Source organism: Bacillus sp. NMCN1, from assembly GCF_002998085.1.
Classification (GTDB): Bacteria; Bacillota; Bacilli; order Bacillales; family Bacillaceae; genus Bacillus.
Genome location: NZ_PVQL01000001.1, coordinates 609,468 through 634,076 on the forward strand (window position 1 = coordinate 609,468; position 24,609 = coordinate 634,076).

Annotated in this window: 25 protein-coding genes; all 25 read left to right on the top strand. The window is 42.0% G+C overall.

Features of this window, described 5'->3' with window-relative positions; all coding sequences use genetic code 11:
- Nucleotides 1–22 precede the first annotated feature (22 nt).
- The 25 genes from fapR (at nt 23) to trmFO (ending at nt 24,601) form a co-directional block, all read left to right on the top strand.
- The gene (fapR, locus tag C6W21_RS03245; protein ID WP_024424199.1) at nt 23–589 is read left to right on the top strand and encodes a transcription factor FapR; all 567 of its coding nucleotides are present in this window, start codon (nt 23–25) and stop codon (nt 587–589) included.
- A 15-nt stretch (nt 590–604) separates the two neighbouring features.
- A complete protein-coding gene (gene plsX, locus C6W21_RS03250) occupies nt 605–1,603 on the top strand; it encodes a phosphate acyltransferase PlsX (protein ID WP_058014010.1) in 999 nt (332 codons plus the stop codon).
- A gap of 15 nt (nt 1,604–1,618) precedes the next feature.
- Complete coding sequence (gene fabD, locus C6W21_RS03255; protein WP_106049294.1) at nt 1,619–2,563, top strand: ACP S-malonyltransferase; 945 nt, start codon at nt 1,619–1,621, stop codon at nt 2,561–2,563.
- Nucleotides 2,563–3,306 (top strand): 3-oxoacyl-[acyl-carrier-protein] reductase, encoded by a 744-nt coding sequence (fabG, locus tag C6W21_RS03260; protein WP_106049295.1) that lies wholly within the window; start codon nt 2,563–2,565, stop codon nt 3,304–3,306. The genes fabD and fabG overlap by 1 nt, the downstream gene beginning before the upstream one ends.
- Nucleotides 3,307–3,387: 81 nt before the next feature.
- Nucleotides 3,388–3,621: an acyl carrier protein gene (acpP, locus tag C6W21_RS03265; RefSeq protein ID WP_003212028.1), complete on the top strand. Its 234-nt coding sequence runs from the start codon at nt 3,388–3,390 to the stop codon at nt 3,619–3,621.
- Nucleotides 3,622–3,805: 184 nt separating this feature from the next.
- Complete coding sequence (gene rnc, locus C6W21_RS03270; RefSeq protein WP_106049296.1) at nt 3,806–4,549, top strand: ribonuclease III; 744 nt, start codon at nt 3,806–3,808, stop codon at nt 4,547–4,549.
- A 105-nt stretch (nt 4,550–4,654) separates the two neighbouring features.
- Nucleotides 4,655–8,215: a chromosome segregation protein SMC gene (gene smc, locus C6W21_RS03275; protein WP_106049297.1), complete on the top strand. Its 3,561-nt coding sequence runs from the start codon at nt 4,655–4,657 to the stop codon at nt 8,213–8,215.
- A 22-nt stretch (nt 8,216–8,237) separates the two neighbouring features.
- Nucleotides 8,238–9,224 carry a signal recognition particle-docking protein FtsY gene (gene ftsY, locus C6W21_RS03280; RefSeq protein ID WP_060596238.1) on the top strand — a complete coding sequence of 329 codons (987 nt, stop codon included), beginning with the start codon at nt 8,238–8,240 and terminating at the stop codon, nt 9,222–9,224.
- Between the two features lie 142 nt (nt 9,225–9,366).
- A complete protein-coding gene (locus tag C6W21_RS03285; RefSeq protein WP_060699099.1) occupies nt 9,367–9,699 on the top strand; it encodes a putative DNA-binding protein in 333 nt (110 codons plus the stop codon).
- A 13-nt stretch (nt 9,700–9,712) separates the two neighbouring features.
- On the top strand, nt 9,713–11,053 hold the full coding sequence (ffh, locus tag C6W21_RS03290; protein WP_034662408.1) for a signal recognition particle protein: 1,341 nt from the start codon (nt 9,713–9,715) through the stop codon (nt 11,051–11,053).
- Between the two features lie 105 nt (nt 11,054–11,158).
- Entirely contained in the window at nt 11,159–11,431 is a 273-nt protein-coding gene (gene rpsP, locus C6W21_RS03295; RefSeq protein WP_003212139.1) for a 30S ribosomal protein S16, read from the top strand.
- Complete coding sequence (locus C6W21_RS03300; RefSeq protein ID WP_106049298.1) at nt 11,431–11,676, top strand: KH domain-containing protein; 246 nt, start codon at nt 11,431–11,433, stop codon at nt 11,674–11,676. The genes rpsP and C6W21_RS03300 overlap by 1 nt, the downstream gene beginning before the upstream one ends.
- Nucleotides 11,677–11,779: 103 nt before the next feature.
- Entirely contained in the window at nt 11,780–12,166 is a 387-nt protein-coding gene (locus C6W21_RS03305) for a YlqD family protein (protein WP_106049299.1), read from the top strand.
- Between the two features lie 8 nt (nt 12,167–12,174).
- Nucleotides 12,175–12,699, top strand: a complete 525-nt coding sequence (gene rimM / locus C6W21_RS03310) for a ribosome maturation factor RimM (protein ID WP_106049300.1) — start codon at nt 12,175–12,177, stop codon at nt 12,697–12,699.
- Nucleotides 12,696–13,430: a tRNA (guanosine(37)-N1)-methyltransferase TrmD gene (gene trmD / locus C6W21_RS03315; RefSeq protein WP_034662403.1), complete on the top strand. Its 735-nt coding sequence runs from the start codon at nt 12,696–12,698 to the stop codon at nt 13,428–13,430. The genes rimM and trmD overlap by 4 nt, the downstream gene beginning before the upstream one ends.
- A 137-nt stretch (nt 13,431–13,567) precedes the next feature.
- Nucleotides 13,568–13,915, top strand: a complete 348-nt coding sequence (rplS, locus tag C6W21_RS03320; protein ID WP_003212364.1) for a 50S ribosomal protein L19 — start codon at nt 13,568–13,570, stop codon at nt 13,913–13,915.
- Nucleotides 13,916–14,003: 88 nt separating this feature from the next.
- Nucleotides 14,004–14,852, top strand: coding sequence for a ribosome biogenesis GTPase YlqF (gene ylqF, locus C6W21_RS03325; protein ID WP_106049301.1), 849 nt, complete (start codon nt 14,004–14,006; stop codon nt 14,850–14,852).
- 76 nt (nt 14,853–14,928) lie between these two features.
- Nucleotides 14,929–15,693, top strand: a complete 765-nt coding sequence (locus tag C6W21_RS03330) for a ribonuclease HII (RefSeq protein ID WP_106049302.1) — start codon at nt 14,929–14,931, stop codon at nt 15,691–15,693.
- Nucleotides 15,694–15,720: 27 nt separating this feature from the next.
- The gene (locus C6W21_RS03335; protein ID WP_106049303.1) at nt 15,721–17,457 is read left to right on the top strand and encodes a glycosyltransferase; all 1,737 of its coding nucleotides are present in this window, start codon (nt 15,721–15,723) and stop codon (nt 17,455–17,457) included.
- Nucleotides 17,454–17,729 carry a FlhB-like flagellar biosynthesis protein gene (locus C6W21_RS03340; RefSeq protein WP_003211418.1) on the top strand — a complete coding sequence of 92 codons (276 nt, stop codon included), beginning with the start codon at nt 17,454–17,456 and terminating at the stop codon, nt 17,727–17,729. Before C6W21_RS03335 ends, C6W21_RS03340 begins: the two co-directional genes overlap by 4 nt.
- Nucleotides 17,730–17,905: 176 nt before the next feature.
- Nucleotides 17,906–19,066 (top strand): ADP-forming succinate--CoA ligase subunit beta, encoded by a 1,161-nt coding sequence (sucC, locus tag C6W21_RS03345; RefSeq protein ID WP_012009945.1) that lies wholly within the window; start codon nt 17,906–17,908, stop codon nt 19,064–19,066.
- A 22-nt stretch (nt 19,067–19,088) separates the two neighbouring features.
- Entirely contained in the window at nt 19,089–19,991 is a 903-nt protein-coding gene (gene sucD, locus C6W21_RS03350) for a succinate--CoA ligase subunit alpha (protein ID WP_003212080.1), read from the top strand.
- 63 nt (nt 19,992–20,054) lie between these two features.
- Nucleotides 20,055–20,957, top strand: a complete 903-nt coding sequence (gene dprA, locus C6W21_RS03355) for a DNA-processing protein DprA (RefSeq protein WP_106049304.1) — start codon at nt 20,055–20,057, stop codon at nt 20,955–20,957.
- Between the two features lie 193 nt (nt 20,958–21,150).
- Nucleotides 21,151–23,226, top strand: coding sequence for a type I DNA topoisomerase (topA, locus tag C6W21_RS03360; protein WP_060596250.1), 2,076 nt, complete (start codon nt 21,151–21,153; stop codon nt 23,224–23,226).
- Nucleotides 23,227–23,296: 70 nt separating this feature from the next.
- Nucleotides 23,297–24,601 (top strand): FADH(2)-oxidizing methylenetetrahydrofolate--tRNA-(uracil(54)-C(5))-methyltransferase TrmFO, encoded by a 1,305-nt coding sequence (gene trmFO / locus C6W21_RS03365; protein WP_106049305.1) that lies wholly within the window; start codon nt 23,297–23,299, stop codon nt 24,599–24,601.
- The last annotated feature ends 8 nt before the right edge of the window (nt 24,602–24,609 follow it).

Here is a 24,609-nt window from a genome sequence, read left to right on the forward strand (position 1 = left end):
AATGTACGGATGGTGTCTGCATATGAAACTAAATAAAAAAGAACGTCAAAAGCTTCTCCAGCAAACGATCAGCTCGACTCCGTTCATTACTGATGAAGAATTGGCAAGTAAATTCGGTGTAAGCATTCAAACGGTTCGTCTTGATCGTTTGGAACTGTCGATTCCTGAATTACGCGAAAGAATTAAACATGTGGCCGAAAAGACATTAGAGGATGAAGTGAAGTCACTTCCGCTGGATGAAGTGATTGGAGAAATGATTGATGTAGAGCTTGATGACCAAGCCATTTCCATTTTAGAAGTGAGAAAAGAGCATGTATTTAGCCGAAACCAAATCGCCAGGGGACATCATCTCTTCGCCCAGGCAAATTCGCTTGCAGTAGCCGTCATCGACGATGAACTGGCTTTAACAGCAAAAGCGAATATCAGATTTACAAGGCAGGTTAAACAAGGCGAACGAGTCGTCTCAAAAGCCAAAGTAGCCTCACATGATAAAGAAAAAGGCAGAACTGTAGTTGAAGTAAACAGCTATGTCGGTGAGGAAGTTGTCTTCTCAGGTGACTTCGTCATGTATCGCTCAAAACAAAAGTAAAAGGTGGCACGTAATATGAGAATTGCAGTCGATGCAATGGGGGGAGACCATGCCCCTAAAGCCATTATTGACGGTGTGCAAAAAAGCTTAACAGCATTTTCAGATATCGAGATTACACTTGTCGGCGATGAAAACAAAATCAAACCATACATAACAAATAACGAGCGCATCACGATTTTAGATGCAAAAGAAGTCATTGAACCAACAGATGAACCAGTGCGTGCGGTTAGACGTAAAAAGGATTCATCTATGGTGAAAATGGCGCAGGAAGTATCCGAAGGACGAGCAGATGCCTGCATTTCAGCAGGAAATACTGGGGCTCTCATGACAGCAGGACTGTTTATCGTAGGCAGAATTGATGGCATAGACAGACCGGCACTTGCTCCAACACTGCCAACGCTTGATGGCAGCGGTTTTTTATTACTAGATGTCGGCGCAAACGTTGATGCCAAACCAGAACACCTTGTGCAATATGCCATGATGGGATCAATCTACGCAGAGCGTGTCTTTCCAAAAAGCAATCCGCGCGTTGGATTGTTAAATGTAGGAACAGAAGATAAAAAAGGCAACGATCTCACGAAAAAAACCTTTGAATTATTAAAAGCATCTGACTTGAATTTCGTAGGAAATGTCGAGTCTCGTGATTTATTAGAAGGCGTAGCTGATGTTGTTGTCACAGATGGTTTCACAGGAAATATCGCCCTGAAAACGATTGAAGGCACAGCTCTTTCTGTATTTAAAATGCTGAAAGAAACATTAACATCCAGCTTCACAGCAAAAATAGCAGCTGGCATGATGAAGCCGAAATTGATGCAGATGAAATCTAAAATGGATTACTCTGAATATGGCGGTGCCGCTTTATTTGGTTTAAAGGCCCCTGTCATTAAAGCGCACGGCTCCTCTGATGAAAACGCCATTTTTCATGCCATTCGCCAGGCGCGTGATATCGTAGAAAAAGACGTTTCAGCCATCATTCATCAAGAAGTCCAAAAAGAAACCACGAACGAGTCTTAATGGAGGTAAAGCAGCATGACTAAAATTGCATTTTTATTCCCTGGCCAGGGCTCTCAAAAAATTGGCATGGGAAAAGATTTATTTGACCAAGAAGCAGTATCTAAAGCTGTATTTGAAGAAGCAGACAAGACCCTCGGTGTTGACTTATCTTCGATGATTTTTGAAGGTGATGCAGAAGAACTGACGCTCACTTATAACGCGCAACCAGCTCTTTTAACGACAAGTATCGCCATCTTAAAGAAATTTGAAGAGAGCGGAATCAAAGCAGATTACGCAGCAGGACATAGTCTTGGTGAATATACGGCCCTCGTTGCAGCAGGCGCACTTTCGTTTCAAGATGCTGTCTATGCAGTAAGAAAGCGCGGCGAATTAATGAACGAAGCTGTTCCAGCAGGAGAAGGCGCCATGGCAGCGATTCTTGGCTTAGATCAAGCGGCACTTTTAGAAGTAACAAAAGAAGTGACAGAGAGTGGTCATCTTGTAGAACTCGCTAACTTAAACTGTCCTGGTCAAATCGTCATCTCTGGTACAGCAAAAGGTGTAGAACTCGCTTCAGAGAAAGCGAAAGAAAAAGGCGCAAAACGTGCGATTGCCCTTGAAGTGAGCGGACCTTTCCATTCTGCCTTAATGAAACCAGCCGCTGAAAAATTCACAGATGTTCTGTCAAAGCTAGACATTTCGGATGCCAAAACACCAGTGATCTCAAATGTCACAGCAGACATCGTCACATCTCGTGATGCTATTGAGACAAAGCTCATTGAACAATTGTATTCTCCTGTTCGATTTGAAGAAAGTGTGGAACGCCTCATTGATTTAGGCGTGACAACGTTTATTGAAATTGGTCCGGGCAAAGTACTTTCAGGCCTTGTGAAAAAGGTCAATCGCCGCCTGACAACCATTTCTGTTTCAGATCAGGAAACAATTGAAGCAGCTATTCAAACATTGAAGGAGGATTCTTGATGCTGACAAATAAAACAGCCGTTGTAACAGGTGCATCACGCGGGATTGGCCGTTCCATCGCGATCGATTTAGCGAAGAATGGTGCAAATGTTGTCGTCAACTATTCTGGAAACGAAGCAAAAGCAAATGAAGTCGTAGACGAAATCAAAGCACTTGGCCAGCAGGCATTTGCCGTTAAAGCTGATGTTTCAAATGCTGAAGAAGTACAAGCATTGATGAAACAAGCGATTGACACATTTGGTTCAATTGACATCCTTGTCAATAATGCAGGGATCACAAAGGACAACCTGCTCATGAGAATGAAAGAAAATGAATGGGATGACGTCATTAACATAAACTTAAAAGGGGTCTTTAACTGTACAAAAGCTGTGACACGTCAAATGATGAAACAGCGCAGCGGAAGAATCATCAACTTGGCTTCTGTGGTTGGCGTATGTGGAAACCCTGGACAAGCAAACTATGTTGCAGCAAAAGCTGGTGTCATCGGGTTAACGAAAACAACAGCAAAAGAGCTGGCAACCCGTCATATTACAGTCAATGCTGTAGCACCAGGCTTTATTTCAACAGATATGACAGACAAGCTTGATGAGAATGTACAGACTGAAATGCTTAAACAAATCCCGCTTGCACGCTTTGGTGCACCTGAAGATATTAGTAGCGTCGTTGTCTTTTTAGCTTCAGAAGGAGCAGGTTATATTACAGGCCAAACCATCCAAGTAGATGGCGGAATGGTCATGTCCTAAGAAATATCAAAATTTCATTAGGTTTTCTCTAGTTTTTTAAAAACGAATCAACTATAATACTTTGAGGGGAGGTGAAAGGCAATGGCAGACGTATTAGAGCGTGTATCAAAAATTATTGTAGACCGCCTTGGCGTTGATGAGGCTGACGTGAAAATGGAAGCTTCATTTAAAGAAGATTTAGGCGCTGATTCCCTTGATGTAGTTGAGCTAGTTATGGAACTTGAAGATGAGTTCGATATGGAAATTTCTGACGAAGATGCTGAAAAAATTGCAACAGTCGGTGACGCTGTGAACTACATAAATAGCCAGCAATAAGCGTAACAAAGTCCCGTCTATTTTCATGACGGGACTTTGAAAATTTATGTTAGTTTCAACACATTCAGCTGATCAATTGTCAGCCTTTTTCAGATGCTAAGGAGCAATGTTTCCTTGCATGTAGAAAGAGAGACTCCATATAATCAGTATCCTTAAAGGCGATTAAGCCTACCTGGAGGTTGCTATGCCAAAACACTATAAAGACAAACAGAAACAGAGCAAAAAACTAGAGCAATTTAAAGAATTCCAGCAGCGCATTTCTGTACAGTTTCAAAATGAAAAACTTCTATATCAAGCCTTTACGCATTCCTCTTATGTGAATGAACATCGGAAAAAGCCATACGAGGATAATGAAAGACTTGAATTTCTAGGAGATGCTGTTTTAGAATTGACCATCTCTCAATTCTTATTTGCGAAATATCCCGCAATGAGCGAGGGAGATTTAACGAAACTAAGAGCGGCGATCGTATGTGAACCGTCACTTGTGTCTCTGGCGCATGAGCTGTCCTTCGGAGACCTTGTTCTTTTAGGAAAAGGCGAAGAAATGACAGGCGGGAGAAAACGCCCAGCACTCTTAGCGGACGTATTCGAGGCGTTTATCGGCGCACTTTATTTAGATCAGGGGCTGGAGCCAGTGGAACGATTCCTAGAAGCCTATGTCTATCCGAAAATTAACGATGGAGCGTTCTCGCATGTCATGGACTTTAAAAGCCAGCTGCAAGAATTCGTTCAGCGCGATGGAAAAGGTGTACTGGAATACCACATCCTGCATGAAAAAGGACCAGCACATAACCGGGAATTTGAAGCAAATGTATCCCTTCGCGGAGAAGTGCTCGGAATTGGAAATGGCCGCTCTAAAAAAGAAGCAGAACAGCATGCTGCACAGGAAGCACTTGCTAAATTGCAGAAACATCATATGAACCAATAAAATCCCCCTCGTCATTCAGGGGGATTTCACTCTGTTTTCCATCATCTTTTTTCACTTCATATGGTAAGATGATAGTACTTTAAATACATAAGGAGGATCACTCTCATGTTCCTCAAACGTTTAGACGTGATAGGATTCAAATCTTTTGCACAGCGAGTGACCGTGGACTTTGTCAAAGGGGTCACCGCTGTTGTTGGACCAAACGGAAGCGGCAAAAGTAATATTACCGATGCCATCCGCTGGGTACTTGGAGAACAATCAGCGAAAAGCCTCCGCGGAGGAAAAATGGAAGACATCATTTTTGCAGGAAGCGACTCAAGAAAAAGAGTCAATCTCGCAGAGGTGACTTTAACATTAGATAACGAAGATCACTTTTTACCGATCGATTTTCACGAAGTCAGTGTGACAAGAAGAGTCTATCGTTCAGGAGAAAGTGAATTTCTCATAAACAATCAATCTGTCCGCTTGAAGGATATTATTGACCTTTTCATGGATTCAGGTCTTGGAAAGGAAGCTTTCTCTATCATCAGCCAAGGAAAGGTAGAGGAAATTCTATCAAGTAAGGCAGAAGAGAGAAGAAGCATCTTTGAAGAAGCGGCTGGTGTTTTGAAATATAAAACAAGAAAGAAAAAAGCCGAGAATAAACTGTTTGAAACGCAGGACAATTTAAACCGAGTAGAAGATATTCTGCATGAACTAGAAGATCAAGTAGAACCATTAAGAATGCAGGCATCTATTGCAAAGGACTATTTGCAAAAAAAAGAAGAGCTTGAAAATGTCGAAATTGCCTTAACTGTCCATGACATCGAAGCACTTCACGAAAAATGGACAACACTTGGTGAAGCTGTCGAGCGCTTCAAACAAAATGAAATGAAGCAGTCCACAGATATTCAAGCAAAAGAAGCCAAAATTGAAGAGTCAAGAGACCGCATTCAAGCGCTTGACGAATCAATTAATGACCTGCAAGAAGTTCTTCTTTTCACAAGTGAGGAATTAGAAAAGCTTGAAGGGAAAAAAGAAGTATTAAAAGAACGGAAAAAAAATGCAGCAGCAAACCAAGGACAGCTAGAGGAAACGCTCATTCGCTTAACTGAAAAGCAGGCGCAGTTAACCGAAAAGATTCAGCAGCAGAAAATCACGCGGGACAGCCTTCAAAAAGAAGTGCAGCAGCTAAAAGATGAAGTGAAAACAAAGCAGCATCAACTGTCGCTTCATAGTGAAGATGTGGAAGGTCAAATTGAACAGCTAAAAAGCGATTATTTTGATCTGCTCAATGAACAGGCTTCTATCCGCAATGAACGCAAATTATTAGAAGAACAGCAGCGCCAAGCGAACATGCAGCTGGAGCGGCTCACGCAAAATAACCAAAAACACATTGAAGAACGTGTGTCTGTCAAAGAGAAGAAAACAGAGGCTGAGCAGCAGCTTTCAGCACTAGAAGAAGACATTCTGGCTCAGGTCAAGCGTTTTAGGGAAGCGGAACAAAAGCTTGAGCAAATGAAACGTCAATACGAGAAAAAAGAAACGGCTCTTTACCAAGCCTATCAATATGTGCAGCAGGCAAAATCAAAAAAAGAGATGCTAGAATCCATGCAGGAAGACTTCTCAGGCTTTTTCCAAGGAGTGAAAGAGGTCTTAAAGGCAAAAGAGCGGTTAGGCGGTATTCACGGTGCCATTGCAGAGCTGATTCAAACAGATCAGCAGCATGAGACAGCGATAGAAATCGCGCTAGGCGCAGCAACGCAGCACGTAGTCACAGAAAATGAAGCCGCAGCGCGACAAGCAATTGGTTACTTAAAGCAGCATTCCTTTGGACGTGCGACCTTCCTGCCAATGAATGTGATCAAAGAAAGAACCATTCAGCATAGGGACGTCCAAACAGCTGAGCAGCATGCTGCATTTATCGGTGTAGCAAGTCACCTTGTTTCCTTTGATGAAAAGTATCAAAAGGTCATACAGAACTTGCTTGGAACGGTTCTTATCGTTAGAGACTTAAAAGGCGCCAATGAACTGGCAAAAATGCTTGGACATCGGTATCGCATCGTGACCCTTGATGGAGATGTCGTGAACCCCGGCGGTTCCATGACCGGTGGCGGTGTAAAGAAAAAGAACAACTCCCTTCTTTCAAGAAACCGGGAGATCGAAACATTAACAAAGCAGCTCGTTGAAATGGAAGAAAAAACAACGATCCTTGAAAAAGAAACAAAAGAAACGAAGCAATTGATTGCAACAAACGAAAGCCAATTAAACGAACTGCGTCAGCGGGGAGAAACGCTTCGAGAAAAGCAGCAAGAGCTCAAAGGAAAGCTATACGAACTGCAAGTAGCAGAAAAAAATATTAATGCTCATCTTGAACTCTATGATCAAGAAAAAGAAGAATTGCAGCAGCGTTCTACTGAACTTACGGATAAGGACAAAAAGCAGGCAGCTCTTGAAGTTTCTATAGGGGAGAAGCTGACCACCCTTGATCAAGAGATCAATACATTAACAAAGCGGAAGCAGACTCAAAGCTCAACGAAAGAAACCATTTCTGCCGAATTAACAGAGCTGAAAATTTCGCTTGCCAAAAAAGAGCAGTCCTTAGCGAATGAACAAGAAAAGCTTTCGAGCTTAATGGCCGAATTAGAAGAGGCTGAACAAACGCTGATGGAAACAAAAGAAGATCTGTCACTCTTAACAAGTGAAATGACCTCTAGCTCAAGCGGAGCAGAACAGCTGGAAGAAGCAGCGAAAGAGAAGCTTGAAAATAAAAACAAAACAACTACACTCATTTCAGAGCGGCGTAAACAGCGTCTAGCTCTTTCTGAAACGTTAGAATTTGCTGAACGTGAACTGAAAGAACAAAAGCGCCTTTACAAGCAGCTCACCACAAGCTTAAAAGATGAAGAGATTAAGCTTGGCCGTATGGAAGTTGAGCTCGACAACCTCATCGCTTATTTGAACGAAGAGTATGCTCTTTCGTTTGAAGGGGCAAAAGAAATGTATCATCTGACATTATCGCCAGATGAAGCAAGAAAACGAGTGAAGCTGATCAAATTAGCCATTGAAGAGCTAGGAACAGTGAACTTAGGCAGCATTGATGAGTATGAGCGAGTAAATGAACGCTATCTCTTCTTAACAGAACAGCGAAACGATCTGACAGAAGCGAAAAATACATTATTCCAAGTCATCGAAGAAATGGATCAAGAGATGACAAAGCGCTTCTCTGAAACATTCTCGCAAATCCGCGGGCATTTCGAATCGGTTTTCCAAGCATTATTTGGCGGCGGAAGAGCAGATCTTAAGCTGACAGATCCAAACGATTTACTAAACTCTGGCGTTGATATTGTCGCACAGCCGCCAGGGAAAAAACTGCAAAACTTAAGCCTGCTTTCAGGCGGAGAGAGAGCCTTAACAGCGATTGCTTTACTATTCTCTATTTTAAAAGTCAGACCTGTTCCATTCTGCGTATTAGATGAGGTAGAAGCGGCGCTTGATGAAGCAAATGTTTTCCGCTTTGCACAATATTTAAAGAAATACAGCGAGGAAACACAGTTCATTGTCATTACGCACCGTAAAGGAACAATGGAAGAAGCAGATGTGCTCTACGGCGTTACGATGCAGGAGTCAGGCGTTTCAAAGCTTGTATCCGTCAAACTAGAAGAAACGAAAGAGCTTGTCCAGTAATTAAAGGAGGTTTTTGAACCAAATGAGCTTTTTTAAGAAATTAAAAGAAAAATTTACGCAGCAAACCGATTCAGTATCAGAAAAGTTTAAAGATGGTCTTGAAAAAACGAGAAACTCCTTTCAAGGAAGAGTAAACGAACTAATTTCTCGCTACCGTAAAGTCGATGAAGACTTTTTTGAAGAATTAGAAGAGGTTCTGATCGGCGCGGATGTCGGTTTCACAACGGTGATGGAACTGATTGATGAGCTGAAAAAAGAAGTGAAACTAAGAAACATTCAAGACCCAAGTGAAGTACAATCTGTCATCTCCGAAAAACTGGTTGAAATCTACAATAGCGGAGAGGAACAAATCTCTGCGCTGAATATCGAAGAGGGACGATTAAATATCATTTTATTTGTAGGCGTCAATGGCGTTGGGAAAACAACGACTATCGGCAAGCTTGCAAATAAGCTGAAAAATGAGGGGAAATCCGTCATTTTAGCAGCAGGTGATACGTTCCGTGCCGGTGCAATTGAGCAGCTTGAAGTATGGGGAGAGCGTTCAGGTGTCCCTGTTGTCAAACAGACGGCTGGCTCTGACCCAGCAGCGGTGATCTATGATGCCGTTCAATCAGCAAAAGCGAAAAATGCAGATGTTCTCATCTGTGATACAGCAGGAAGACTGCAAAACAAAGTCAACTTGATGAAAGAGCTGGAGAAGGTCAAGAGAGTCATTGAACGTGAGGTTCCAGATGCACCGCATGAAGTGCTACTCGCTCTTGATGCAACAACGGGTCAAAATGCGATGGCTCAAGCGAAGGAATTTTCTAAAGCGACGAATGTGACAGGGATTGCTTTAACAAAGCTTGACGGTACTGCAAAAGGCGGGATTGTACTCGCGATTCGAAATGAGCTGAACATCCCCGTGAAGCTTGTCGGTTTAGGTGAAAAGGTAGACGATCTGCAAGAGTTCGATGCAGAATCGTATGTGTATGGATTATTCTCCGACGTCATTGATCAAGAGGACTAACAAAAATGCCGGCAAAAACTGCTGGCATTTTTATTTATACGCTGCTTCATGAAGTGACAAGATAAAAACTTGACACACAGTAGAGAACCGTGTAAACTTAGTTGATGTAAAGGGAATGAACTTAACAAAGGGGAGAGAGCCCATGACGCTTGAAAAAACAACGAGAATGAACTACTTGTTTGACTTCTATCAATCGTTGTTAACCGCAAAGCAAAAGAGCTACATGTCGCTTTACTACCTAGACGATTTTTCCCTCGGTGAAATTGCGGATGAATATGAAGTATCAAGACAGGCTGTTTATGATAATATTAAACGGACTGAAGCGATGCTTGAACAATATGAAGAAAAGCTGCTCTTGTTTAAGAAATTTAAAGAGCGTAAAGAACTTCTCACAAAAATGAGAGAGCTTGTAGCAGATTCCGCTCAGACGGAAGAAGCAGAAGCTTTAATTGAATCGCTTGAGAAATTAGATTAGGAGGCGGCACAGTATGGCATTTGAAGGATTAGCCGACCGACTGCAGCAGACGATCTCAAAAATCCGCGGCAAAGGAAAAGTGTCAGAACAAGATGTAAAAGAAATGATGCGCGAGGTACGCCTTGCCCTTCTTGAAGCTGACGTCAATTTTAAAGTAGTCAAAGACTTTGTGAAAAAAGTAAGCGAGCGGGCAGTTGGACAAGAGGTCATGAAAAGCCTTACCCCTGGACAACAGGTCATTAAAGTTGTAAAAGAAGAGCTCACTGAATTAATGGGCGGGGAAGAGAGTAAGATCGCTGTAGCGAAAAAATCTCCGACGGTCATTATGATGGTTGGTCTTCAAGGGGCAGGTAAAACAACCACAACTGGGAAGCTTGCCAATTTACTTCGCAAAAAACATAATCGCAAGCCGATGATGGTGGCTGCAGATATTTACAGACCAGCAGCGATCCAGCAGCTTCAAACGCTGGGAAAACAGCTTGATATGCCTGTGTTTTCATTAGGTGATCAAGTCAGTCCTGTCGACATTGCCAAACAGGCAATCGAAAAAGCAAAAGAAGAACACCATGATTATGTCATTTTAGATACAGCAGGACGCCTTCATATCGATGAAGAATTGATGGATGAACTTCAGAAAGTAAAAGAAGTAGCCAATCCAGAAGAAATTTTCCTTGTTGTTGACTCTATGACAGGTCAAGATGCTGTCAATGTAGCCAAAAGCTTTAATGAACAGCTTGGTTTGACAGGTGTCGTTCTAACGAAACTAGACGGGGATACACGAGGCGGAGCAGCACTTTCTATTCGAGCTGTCACCAATACGCCGATTAAATTCGCCGCACTAGGAGAAAAGCTTGATGCGATTGAACCATTCCACCCGGAGCGGATGGCATCAAGAATTCTTGGCATGGGAGATGTGCTTACACTTATTGAAAAAGCACAGGCAAACGTCGACCAAGATAAAGCGAAAGAGCTTGAACAAAAAATGCGGACCATGAGCTTTACGCTCGATGATTTCCTCGAGCAGCTTGGGCAAGTTCGTAATATGGGTCCACTTGATGAATTGATCCAAATGATGCCGGGAGCCGGTAAAATGAAAGGGCTCAAAAACGTCCAAGTAGACGAAAAGCAGCTCAATCACATCGAAGCGATCATTAAATCAATGACGACCGAAGAAAAAGAACAGCCAGAGGTCATTAATGCAAGCCGAAGAAAACGGATTGCAAAAGGAAGCGGAACATCTGTACAGGAAGTCAATCGCCTTTTAAAGCAATTTGACGAAATGAAAAAGATGATGAAGCAAATGACCAACATGTCCAAAGGGAAGAAAAAAGGCTTTAAATTACCATTTATGTAATTGGTTATACATGATAAAACCGTTGTTAAGAAAAAACACTTTACAAACCCTTTTATCATTGTTAATATACTATCTTGTTGAAATATTTTCGGAGGTGCTAGTAAAATGGCAGTAAAAATTCGTTTAAAACGTATGGGATCAAAAAGATCTCCTTTCTATCGTATTGTTGTAGCAGATTCTCGTTCACCACGTGACGGTCGTTTCATCGAAACAGTTGGAACATACAATCCAGTGTTATCACCAGCTGAGGTGAAAATCAACGAAGAATTAGCGCTTAAATGGCTTCAAAATGGTGCGAAACCATCTGATACAGTTCGCAATCTTTTCTCAAGCCAAGGAATTCTTGAAAAATTTCATAATGCGAAAAACAGCAAATAATGAATGAGCTGTCCTTGGAAGAATTGATTGTGTCCATCGTCGAGCCACTTGTTGATTTCCCTGAAGATATTCACGTATCTTCATTAAAAAAAGATGAGCAAGTGATTTACACATTGTCTGTCAATGCTGAAGATACCGGAAAAGTGATCGGAAAGCAGGGGCGTACAGCAAAAGCGATACGAACAGTCATGTTTGCAGCAAGTGCAGAGTCTTCTAAGAAAGTTCAACTTGAGATTGCTGACTAAAAAGGGAGAGGGCTTAGGACCTCCCCTTTTTTTACACGTTTAAATCTATTTTTCGTTATACTGTAGAGGACAAATGCCTTCGGATAGGGGGACAAAAAGGAAGATGCAGATCATTCAACATGTCACCGTCATGCAAGTATTAACTGAAAGCAGTAAGGACAAACTGTTAACGACTTTTTTGGAGAAAAAAGAAAGACTAGAACGTGAATGCAATCAACTATATTTTCAACTAAAAAAACATGAAAAAGAACCACATCAGCAAGAAGCCATCCCTCAATTTCAAAAAGCCATCGATAAACGGCAGGAGAAGATCAGGCAAATTGACTTTCAAGTAGAGCAGCTGCATATTTTGCCGCTTGGAAGTGAAATGAAAGAGACAGAAGTGGATGCGCTGGTTGAAGTGAAAATAGGTGATAAATGGGATGACAAGATGAAAGATAATGTCATCGTCGTGAAAGACGGCACCATTGTGGAAATACGTCAGGGGTGATTGAGAACATGGAACGAGAATGGTTGAATGTTGGAAAGATTGTCAATACACACGGAGTGCGCGGAGAAGTACGCGTCGTGTCAAAGACAGATTTCCCAGAAGAGCGTTATAAAAAAGGAAGCGTCCTTTATATTTTTAAGCAAGGTCAAGGGGAGCCGCTGAAAGTCACTGTCGCATCACATAGGCAGCATAAACAGTTTGATTTGCTCACATTTGAAGAAATTAGCTCCTTAAATGAAGCAGAGCAGTTGAAAGAATCTATTTTAAAAGTAGAAAAAGAACATCTCGGGTCTTTGGGCGAAGGAGAATTTTATTTCCACCAAATCATTGGCTGTGAAGTATACGATGAAGAGGATCAGCTTGTCGGCCAAATCAAAGAGATTTTAACACCAGGGGCAAATGATGTCTGGGTGGTTGGAAGAAAAGGCAAAAAAGATGCCCTGATTCCTTATATCCCATCTGTCGTCAAAAAGATCGATATCTCATCCAAAACCGTACACATTGAAGTGATGGAAGGACTCATTGACGAATGAAAATCGACTTCTTAACGCTTTTTCCTGAAATGTTCGAAGGTGTGCTTCACTCATCGATCTTAAAAAAGGCACAGGAGAAAGAAGCTGTCTCATTCAATGTTGTCAATTTTAGAGAGTATTCGGATCATAAGCATAAAACAGTGGATGACTATCCGTATGGCGGCGGTGCTGGTATGGTACTGAAAGCACAGCCCGTATTCGATGCGGTAGAAGATTTGACGAAGAAAGCAAGCAAGAAGCCCCGAGTCATTCTTGTCTGTCCTCAAGGGGAAAGATATACACAAAAGAAGGCAGAGGAACTTGCAAAAGAAGAACACCTTATGTTCATTTGCGGCCATTATGAAGGCTACGATGAGCGCATCAGGGAGCATCTTGTCACAGATGAAATCTCAATCGGAGATTTCGTTCTCACAGGCGGAGAGCTGCCAGCGATGATGATTGCAGACAGTGTGGTCAGGCTTTTGCCTCATGTGCTTGGAAAAGAAGCGTCTCACATTGAAGATTCATTTAGTACAGGTTTGCTAGAGCACCCGCACTACACAAGACCAGCCGATTATAAAGGACTAAAAGTGCCGGATGTGCTCCTCTCTGGAAATCATGCCAAAATTGAAGAGTGGCGGCGCAAAGAATCCTTGAAGCGAACCTATACAAGACGGCCAGATTTGATCGATTCATGCAAAACGTTAACAGATGAAGAAAAAAGATGGCTTTGGCAGCTTCATAATGACTAGATTGTATTGCACACTGCATAGAGGTATGGTATGATACTACTTGTGACTTGGACGGCTTGCCGATTCAAGTTTGAAAACGATGTTCCGCTGCAATGAAGAAAGAGGACATGAGCATCTGTTGGAAGGAGTTGAAAACGATGCAACATTTGATTGAAGAAATCACAAAAGAACAATTACGCACTGATCTTCCTGCGTTCCGTCCTGGTGACACTTTACGTGTACACGTTAAAGTTGTCGAGGGTACTCGTGAGCGTATCCAGATCTTTGAAGGTGTTGTAATTAAGCGTCGTGGTGGTGGAATCAGCGAAACTTTCACAGTTCGTAAGATCTCTTACGGTGTAGGCGTTGAGCGTACATTCCCTGTACACACACCAAAAATCGCTAACATCGAAGTTGTACGTCACGGTAAGGTACGTCGTGCGAAACTTTACTACCTACGTGAACTTCGCGGTAAAGCGGCTCGTATCAAAGAAATCAGACGATAATGATATCAAAGGAAAGAGCTTGTTACCTGTAACAGGCTCTTTTTTTGTATAATGTATAGAGATAATCGATAGAAGAGAAGGTGCACATATGACGATTCAATGGTTTCCAGGCCATATGGCAAAAGCAAGACGTGAAGTCACAGAAAAATTAAAGCTCATCGACATCGTATTTGAATTAACCGATGCAAGAATTCCGATGTCCTCTAGAAACCCAATGATCGAAGAAATCCTTCAGAACAAACCCAAAATCATGCTATTAAACAAAGCAGATAAAGCTGATCCTCGTATGACAAAGGAGTGGCAGGCGCACTTTGAGCAGCAAGGCGTTCGGTCACTTGCCATTAACTCTGTCGATGGACAAGGGTTAAATCAGATCATCACAACTTCAAAAGAAATCTTAAAAGAAAAATTCGACCGCATGAAAGCAAAAGGTGTCAAACCGCGTGCAATCCGGGCGCTGATTATCGGGATTCCCAACGTTGGGAAATCGACCTTAATCAATCGTTTAGCGAAAAAGAACATTGCCAAAACAGGAGACCGTCCTGGTATTACCACCTCACAGCAATGGGTGAAGGTAGGGAAAGAATTGGAACTGCTCGATACACCTGGAATCCTCTGGCCGAAGTTTGAAGATGAGCAAGTAGGACTCAGGCTGGCGGTGACTGGAGCGATCAAAGATTCTATCATCAACTTACAGGATGTCGCTGTGTATGGACTGCGCTTTCTAGAAGAGAACTATCCAGAGCGATTAAAAAAACGCTATGACCTAGCGGAGATCCCTGAAGATACGGCTGAGCTGTTTGATGCAATAGGTACAAAGCGCGGCTGTCTTATGAGCGGTGGATTCATTAATTATGACAAGACCACCGAAATCATTATTCGGGATATTCGAACAGAAAAATTTGGTCCCCTCACTTTTGAGAAGCCTGAAAGCTAAAAGACACGCAGCTCATGCGGGTCTTTATTTTTTGCGGAAAACTGCCGATATAAAGAAGGAGGCTGACGAAAAGCTGATGTACACAGTGAAACAAATAAAAGAACTGATAGAAAAGCATTCGCAAGACGAGTCATACATTCGTGAGCTTGTAAAAGATGATACGAGAAAAAGTGTCCAAAAACTGATAGAGAAGTGGCACAAAGAGAGAGAAAAGCAGCAGCAACTTCATGCAGCATGGAATGAAATGCTGCAATTTGAAAACAAAGCTAGGGCGCAGGGATACACATGTATTGCCGGAATAGATGAAGCAGGAAGAGGACCGCTGGCAGGCCCCGTTGTCGCAGCAGCTGTCATATTAAAGGAAGACACAGTCCTGCTCGGTTTAAACGACTCAAAGCAATTATCTGAGAAAAAAAGATTGGCGTTTTATGACCTGATCCAAAAAGAAGCACTTGATATCGGAATCGGCATTGTTGATGCGGCTACGATTGATGAAATCAATATTTACGAGGCATCAAGACTGGCGATGGTGAGAGCTGTGGAGCAGTTAACTCATACACCTGATTATCTACTCATAGATGCCATGACGCTCCCGCTTCCTACTCACCAGGAGAATATCATCAAAGGAGATGCAAAAAGTGCGTCTATCGCAGCAGGTGCATGTATTGCAAAGGTGACAAGGGATCAGATGATGGAGGAATACGGGCGTAAGTACCCTGAGTATCAATTTGAAAAACATAAAGGGTACGGAACAAAAGAGCACCTGGCTGCCATTCAAACACATGGAGCTGTCCCAATCCATCGATTATCGTTTGCACCAGTGAAATCCGTTATATCATAAATTTTTGACCTAAGGAGGCTGCCTGTGATGACAAGAGTAGAGGACATACATACAGCACTGAATAGCCGGTTAAGTGCGGCAGAATCTGTTCCATTAAACACCGAAGGAAAGGAAAATGTGCATCGGCTGATTCTCGGTAAAGTACTGAAAATGCTTGGAGATGATACAGCCCTTGTTCAAATAGGCTCAACAAAAATAAAAGCACAGCTAGCGGCTCAGCTCAAAGCAGACGCATTTTATTGGTTCCAATTTGAACAAGAGGGTGGAGACAGCCTCAATAAACTAAAGCCAGTACAGCAATTTGATCAAGATCCTAAGACATTAAAGGATGCAGCTGCCAAACTATTAGAAGGTCTCTCACTGAAAAATGGACTTGAAAACATCCTAACAGCCACAGCTTTTTTAAAAGAAAAATCCTTTATCAACGAAGCAGAGTTAAAAACGGCAGTGAAGTGGATCGATCAGCTTCAAGGAGCTGATGTGAAAAAAGGTCTCCAAGCACTCCTATTTGCTTTAAAGAAAGACTTGCCGATCCAGGAAGGAGTGCTGCAATCAATTTTAGCTGTGAAATCATCCTCTGCTCTTCATCAGGATATGACAGCGCTCCTAGAACGCTTAACACAGCTCCCGAAGCACTCAGACGCCACACAGGCGCTCACACAAGCCGTTCGATCAGTCATAGATGCTGAGACGACTGTCCATGCAGAAAAGCTCTTATCGGTCCTTCTAGCAGCGAGAGAAGGGGCGGCGAAGCAAGGAGGAAGTCTACCTGTAACGCCTCAGCCCAATCTGACTCAGCCAAAAGAAAATAGCCAAACTCCAATCGCTCAAGAGCGTCAGACGACACAAGTTCTTCAATCTAACATGCAGCAGTCAACAAGTCCAAAAGAGCTGCAAATCCCGCTTCAGCAAATTGAGCGGATAATGGCAAGTTTGACGAAGCAAGGTGCAGACGGGCAGCAAGAGCCTAGCTTAAAACAGCTCACGTCATTGCTGCAAGGGCTTCAGCAGGCAGGATCTCAGCCTGACGCAAAAGCATCCGTGCTTCAAAAGGAATTTCCGTTCCTGTCAAAAACAGAGGCGAAAGCATTGGCTCAGGTGGTACAGCAGACTGAACCCGCACTAAGCAATAAAACCGATGTACTCGATTTACTCATGACGATGAAAAAGGCAATAGGTGTACGTGATGAAATCGGTATGCTGAAACTACTCGAAAAAGGCAGCCAGGATGTAAAAAGTCAGGAGCTTCACCAATTAAAGCTCGTCTTAAATGATGTGAGGCAGGCTGATTTACCAGAGCCCGTAAAAAAAGAAGTCGATCAATTGTTTCATAGATTGAACGGCCAGTTATTTGTGCAGCAGGAGAACCAAACCATCAGCCAAATGATGGTCTCTTATCCGCTCTTTTCAAAACATAGTGTTCAAGATTTAACCTTTATTCTAAAAGGACATAAGAAAAAAGATGGCTCTATTGATATTTCTCAGTGCCGTCTCATGTTTTACTTAAACATGGAAAACCTCGAAGAGACATTAATCGACTGTACGATTCAGCAAAAGGTCATGTCAATTACAGTTGAAACCGGTCATGAACTTCAAGGAACCATTAATCCGATGATTCCAGCTGTTCGGGAGAATTTAAATGCCTTAGGATACAGTCTAACGGGAATTACAGCAAAGAAGAGACAAGAGCCAGTAGATCCGTCTCACTTTCTAGATGAACACTTTCATAAAATCAGCGAGAAAGGGCTGGACTTACGAGTATGAAGGATTCAAAACCGCTTAGAAGGGCGGTCGCTCTACATTATGATGAAGAAAAACAAAAGGCGCCAAAAGTCGTCGCAACAGGGAGCGGCTATGTGGCAGACCATATTATTGAAGAAGCAAAAAAGTCGGGAGTTCCTATCCAAGAAGACCGTAATTTAGTCGAACTCATGCGCCATTTAACACTTGATGAGGAGATCCCTGAAGCGTTATACGATACTGTAGCAGAAATATTTTCGTTTATCTATAGGTTAGATCAAAAAATGAAAAAATAAGGAAAAATAAGTGATTTGGCTGAAAAATTTATATTTTTAATAAAATAAAAGTTTGAATGTTTAGAAGGATTTTACGATTTTACATAGAACCCTAGACATTCTCTTTTTTATTCTTTAAAATGAAAGCGCAGTCTATTTTATAATTTTTGTTTCTACATATGTTGGGAGGATGGGAAATGAATATCCATGAGTACCAAGGAAAAGAAATCCTAAGAAAATATGGGGTTTCAGTTCCAAATGGTAAAGTAGCATTTACACCTGATGAAGCAGTGAAAGCATCAGAAGAGCTAGAAAGCTCTGTATATGTCGTAAAAGCACAGATTCATGCAGGCGGCCGTGGTAAAGCAGGCGGGGTAAAAATTGCAAAAACAAAAGATGAAGTGAAAGGGTTTGCAGAGGAATTGCTCGGTAAAACACTTGTCACACATCAAACTGGGCCTGAAGGGCGCGAAATAAAACGCTTACTTATTGAAGAAGGCTGCGATATTCAAAAGGAGTACTACGTTGGACTTGTTTTGGACAGAGCGACATCAAGAATTGTATTGATGGCTTCTGAAGAAGGCGGTACTGAAATTGAAGAAGTAGCAGAAAAAACGCCAGAGAAAATCGTCAAAGTGGTCATCGACCCAGCGATTGGCTTGCAAGGCTATCAGGCAAGAGAAGTAGCGTTTAAAATTAATATTCCAACAAAATTAGTTGGCCAAGCTGTTAAGTTTATGACAAGTCTTTACAATGCGTTTATTGAAAAAGATTGTTCAATTGCTGAGATTAATCCACTTGTTGTAACAGGCGATGGAAAAGTCATGGCACTTGATGCGAAATTAAACTTTGATAGCAATGCTTTATATAGACAAAAAGATATATTAGAATACCGTGACCTTGATGAAGAGGATCCAAAAGAAATTGAAGCATCTAAATATGATCTAAGCTACATTTCTCTAGATGGAAATATTGGCTGTATGGTCAATGGTGCAGGTCTTGCGATGTCTACAATGGATATCATCAAGCATTACGGCGGGGACCCTGCAAACTTCCTGGATGTTGGGGGCGGTGCAACAGCTGAAAAAGTAACGGAAGCATTTAAAATCATCTTATCTGATCAAAATGTAAAAGGGATTTTCGTGAACATTTTTGGCGGTATCATGAAATGTGATGTCATTGCAGAAGGTGTCGTTGAAGCGACGAAACAAGTCGGCTTAACATTACCACTCGTTGTACGTCTTGAAGGAACAAACGTTGAATTAGGGAAGAAAATCCTGAGTGATTCAGGCTTAAATATCACTTCTGCTGAGTCTATGGCTGACGGGGCAGAAAAGATTGTATCTTTAGTCAAGTAGAGCAGAAAGGCAGGGAACCTAAATGAGTGTATTTATTAATAAAAATACGAGAGTAATTGTTCAGGGGATTACCGGTTCAACCGCATTGTTCCATACAAAACAAATGATTGAGTACGGAACAAATATTGTTGGCGGTGTCACACCTGGAAAAGGTGGAACTGAAGTAGAAGGAGTTCCTGTATTTAATACTGTATCTGAAGCTGTTCAAACAACTGGAGCAAATGCTTCTGTTATCTATGTACCAGCACCATTTGCAGCAGATGCCATTTTAGAGGCTGTTGATGCAGAAGTCGATCTAGTCATTTGTATCACAGAACATATTCCAGTGCTTGACATGGTCAAAGTGAAACGGTATATGGAAGGGAAAAAGACAAGACTTGTTGGCCCTAACTGCCCAGGAGTCATTACACCTGAAGAATGTAAGATTGGGATCATGCCTGGCTACATTCATAAAAAAGGTCATGTGGGTGTTGTTTCTCGTTCTGGAACGCTTACATATGAAGCGGTACATCAGCTTTCAGAAGCTGGCGTTGGTCAATCGACAGCTGTAGGAATCGGCGGAGACCCTGTCAATGGGACGAACTTTATTGATGTGTTAAAAGCATTCAATGAAGACCCTGATACACATGCTGTGATTATGATCGGTGAAATTGGCGGTACGGCTGAAGAAGAAGCAGCTGAATGGGTAAAAGCAAATATGACAAAGCCAGTTGTTGGCTTTATTGGCGGTAAAACGGCGCCTCCAGGAAAACGCATGGGACATGCTGGTGCCATTATTTCTGGTGGTAAAGGAACAGCTGATGAAAAAGTAAAAACAATGCGTGAATGTGGAATTGAAGTGGCAGAGACACCATCTGTCATGGGAGAAACATTGATTAAAGTGTTAAAAGAGAAGAATCTCTTCGAAGCTTGTAAAACGCATTAATGACACAAGAAGACTTGTTCTTTGACAAGTCTTCTTCTTTCTATCTTAAACTGGAGGAATGGTATGTACAACGTGTCTGAAAGAATGATTTTTCACCGCTTAAAAGGCCTCATCTCACCCTCTTTGTTAACAAAATGGTGGAAAGTCGATCCTGAGCTATATATAAATGAAGAAACACATCATTTCAAACAGGATCGATCATTACAAACGATTGACTTTACCCGCTTAAAACAAGCCGAAGAAAAGGAATTCCCCATTTTTCAACACATCGTTCAAGCCTATTTAAAGCAAAACATTCACATGATTCCCATCACATCACCCTTATATCCCAGCACACTAAAACATATTTATGATCCTCCCCCTGTGTTATTCCTAAAAGGAAACATATCGTATTTAAATGAAGAAAAAAGTTTAGGTGTAGTAGGCACACGAGTTCCATCGTCTTATGGAGAAGCATGTGTGAAGAAAATTGTTGGTGAGCTTGTAAAGGAAGATTGGACGATTGTCAGTGGCTTAGCAAAAGGAATTGATGGACTTGCACATAAAGAGTGCATTAGGAATAAAGGGAAAACCATCGGTATCATAGCAGGCGGATTTCAGCACTTATACCCAAAGGAACATATGCAAATGGCTGAATACATGGGCGAGCATCATTTGCTTTTATCCGAGCATCCGCCTTATGTGAAACCAGAAAAGTGGCATTTCCCAATGAGGAATCGTTTAATTAGTGCGCTGACAAGTGGAACCATCGTGATTCAGTGCAAAGAAAAGAGCGGTTCGCTCATTACCGCGTATCAAGCACTTGAGCAAGGCAAAGAGGTATTTGCGGTTGCAGGATCTATCTTTGATCCTAATTCCACAGGTCCAGCCAGACTTATACAGCAGGGAGCAAAGCTTGTTCATTCAACGAAGGATATTTTAGAGGAATTCTCCTTCCGCAGCGTTCAATATACTGAACTCTCATAAAAATATCGTTTGACAAAAGACATAGGAATATTTAATAATAGTGAGGATTTAAGTTTACACTTTGTTTTTCGTGTTTATAATGATGTTCATCATAAAGAATTTTTAATGATTGCCTGTTAGATAGGTGCGATTAACATAAATATGAATTGTGAAATGTATAAAGAGAGAACACCTCTTAAGGGGGATTTTGAGTATGGCTGATTATTTAGTCATCGTTGAGTCGCCAGCCAAGGCGAAAACGATTGAGCGTTATTTAGGTAAAAAGTATAAAGTAAAGGCGTCAATGGGGCACATAAGAGATTTACCGAAAAGTCAGCTTGGTGTTGACACTGAGCATGACTTCGAGCCGAGATATATTACGATTCGCGGGAAAGGCCCCGTTTTAAAAGAATTAAAAACAGCCGCGAAAAAAGCAAAGAAAGTCTACCTCGCAGCTGACCCCGATAGAGAGGGAGAAGCGATTGCTTGGCATTTAGCGCATAGCCTTGACCTTGACCTCTCTTCTGACTGCCGCGTTGTCTTTAATGAGATTACAAAAGATGCCATTAAAGATTCCTTTAAGCATCCACGTATGATCAATATGGATTTAGTTGATGCACAGCAGGCAAGACGGATCTTAGATCGTCTCGTCGGGTATAAAATCAGTCCGATTTTATGGAAGAAAGTGAAAAAGGGCTTAAGCGCCGGTCGTGTTCAATCAGTTGCACTCCGCCTGATTATTGATCGCGAGAATGAAATTAATGAATTTAAACCAGAAGAATACTGGACAATTGACGGTACATTCCTAAAAGGAAAAGAAAGCTTCGAAGCGAGCTTCTTTGGCGTCAATGGCAAAAAGCATCCACTGAAAACAAAAGAAGATGTAAAAGAAATCCTTTCGAAACTTAAAGGGAGCAAATTCTCTGTAGAGAAAGTGACGAAAAAAGAGCGTAAACGCAACCCAGCTGTTCCGTTTACGACATCTACTTTACAGCAGGAGGCTGCAAGAAAATTAAACTTCCGTGCGAAAAAGACGATGATGATTGCACAGCAATTATATGAAGGAATTGATCTTGGTAAAGAAGGTACAGTCGGACTCATTACATATATGAGAACGGACTCAACACGTATTTCCAATACGGCGATTGAAGAAGTATCTGCTTTCATTGATCAGACGTACGGTAAGAATTTCTTAAATACAACAAAACGAACCGCTAAAAAGAATGAAAATGCCCAAGATGCTCACGAAGCCATCAGGCCGACTTCTACACTAAGAAAACCAGCAGATGTCAAACATGTCTTAAGCCGAGATCAGCTTCGTCTGTATAAATTGATTTGGGAACGATTCGTGGCAAGCCAAATGGCGCCGGCTGTTCTTGATACAATGAGTGTAGACCTTGACAATAACGGGCTTACATTCCGTGCTAACGGGAGCAAAGTGAAATTCCCTGGATTCATGAAGGTATATGTAGAAGGGAAGGACGACCAGCTAGAAGAAAAGGACAAAATGCTGCCTGATCTTAAAGAAGGTGATACGGTTCTTTCAAAAGATATCGAACCTGAACAGCACTTCACGCAGCCGCCTCCGCGCTACACTGAGGCAAGACTTGTCAAAACACTTGAAGAGCTGGGTATAGGCCGTCCGTCTACGTATGCACCAACATTAGATACGATTCAAAAGCGCGGCTATGTCGCACTTGATAATAAACGGTTTATCCCAACAGAGCTTGGGGAAATTGTTCTCAACTTAATCATTGAATTCTTCCCTGAAATCATTAACGTGGAATTCACAGCGAAAATGGAAAAAGAACTTGATAGCGTTGAAGAAGGTACGATCGAATGGGTTCGCATTATCGACAGCTTCTATCAAGACTTTGCAAAACGGGTAGAAAAAGCGGAAGCAGAAATGCAAGAAGTTGAGATTGAGCCTGAATACGCCGGAGTTGACTGTGAAGAGTGCGGACATCCGATGGTGTACAAAATGGGTCGATACGGTAAGTTCATGGCGTGCTCTAACTTTCCTGACTGCCGTAACACAAAACCAATTGTCAAAGATATTGGTGTGAAATGCCCAACATGTCATGAAGGAAACATTGTTGAACGAAAATCTAAGAAGCGCCGCATTTTTTATGGCTGTGATCGTTTTCCAGAGTGTGAATTCGTCTCTTGGGACAAACCGATTGAAAGAAAGTGTCCAAAATGCGAAAATATGCTTGTAGAGAAAAAACTGAAAAAAGGCATTCAAGTTCAATGTGTGAACTGTGATTATAAAGAGGAACAACAAAAATAGCGGTGAACAGCCTTGTTCACCTGCTTTTTTATGTCATCAAACAGAACTTACGAAATAGGAGAGTTGTACAATGAGTCAATTTGTAAATGTGATCGGAGCAGGTTTAGCCGGAAGTGAAGCGGCATGGCAAATTGCCAAACGCGGAATTAAAGTCAACCTGTATGAAATGAGACCTGTCAAACAAACGCCAGCTCACCACACAGATAAATTTGCAGAGCTTGTATGCAGCAATTCACTGCGTGCCAACGCTTTGACAAATGCGGTCGGAGTATTAAAGGAAGAAATGCGTCATTTAGATTCAGCGATTATCGCAGCCGCAGATGAAAGCTCAGTTCCTGCTGGCGGAGCGCTTGCAGTAGATCGTCATGAATTTGCAGCAAACGTTACCGATCGCGTAAAAAATCACCCGAATGTGACGGTTTTTCAAGAAGAAGTGCAAAGCATCCCAGAAGGTCCGACAATTATTGCAACGGGCCCGCTTACATCTGAAGCACTCTCAAAAGAATTAAAATCGTTAACTGGTGAAGAGTATCTGTACTTCTACGATGCAGCGGCACCTATTCTAGAGAAAGATAGCATTGATCTGGATAAGGTGTACTTGAAATCACGCTATGACAAAGGAGAAGCCGCTTATTTAAACTGTCCAATGACAGAAGAAGAATTCGATCGTTTTTATGAGGCGCTCATTTCTGCTGAAACTGTGCCATTAAAAGAGTTTGAAAAAGAAATCTTCTTTGAAGGCTGTATGCCAATTGAAGTCATGGCGAAAAGAGGAAAGAAAACGATGCTGTTTGGTCCGATGAAGCCAGTAGGACTTGAAGATCCGAAAACAGGAAAAAGACCTTACGCTGTTGTTCAATTAAGACAAGATGATGCAGCAGGTACTTTATATAACATCGTCGGCTTCCAGACACATCTGAAGTGGGGCGATCAAAAGGAAGTATTCCGCTTGATTCCAGGTCTTGAAGAAGCAGAGATTGTTCGATACGGCGTGATGCACCGTAATACATTTATTAACTCACCAAGTCTTTTAAAACCAACATACCAGTTTAAAAATAGAGAGGATCTATTCTTTGCCGGACAAATGACAGGCGTTGAAGGCTATGTCGAGTCCGCAGCTTCCGGACTAGTGGCTGGAATTAACGCCGCTCGTTTTGTCAAAGGAGAAGAGCTTGTGACACTTCCGGAGGAAACGGCGATCGGCAGCATGGCTTATTACATCACATCGACAAACAAGAAAAGCTTCCAGCCGATGAATGCGAACTTTGGCTTGCTGAAAGACCTTGGTGTTCGAATTAAAAACAAACAAGAGCGTTATGCAGAGTACGCTAAGCGCGCAATCGAAACTATTCAAACTATTTCGAAATCTCTGTAGTAAAACAT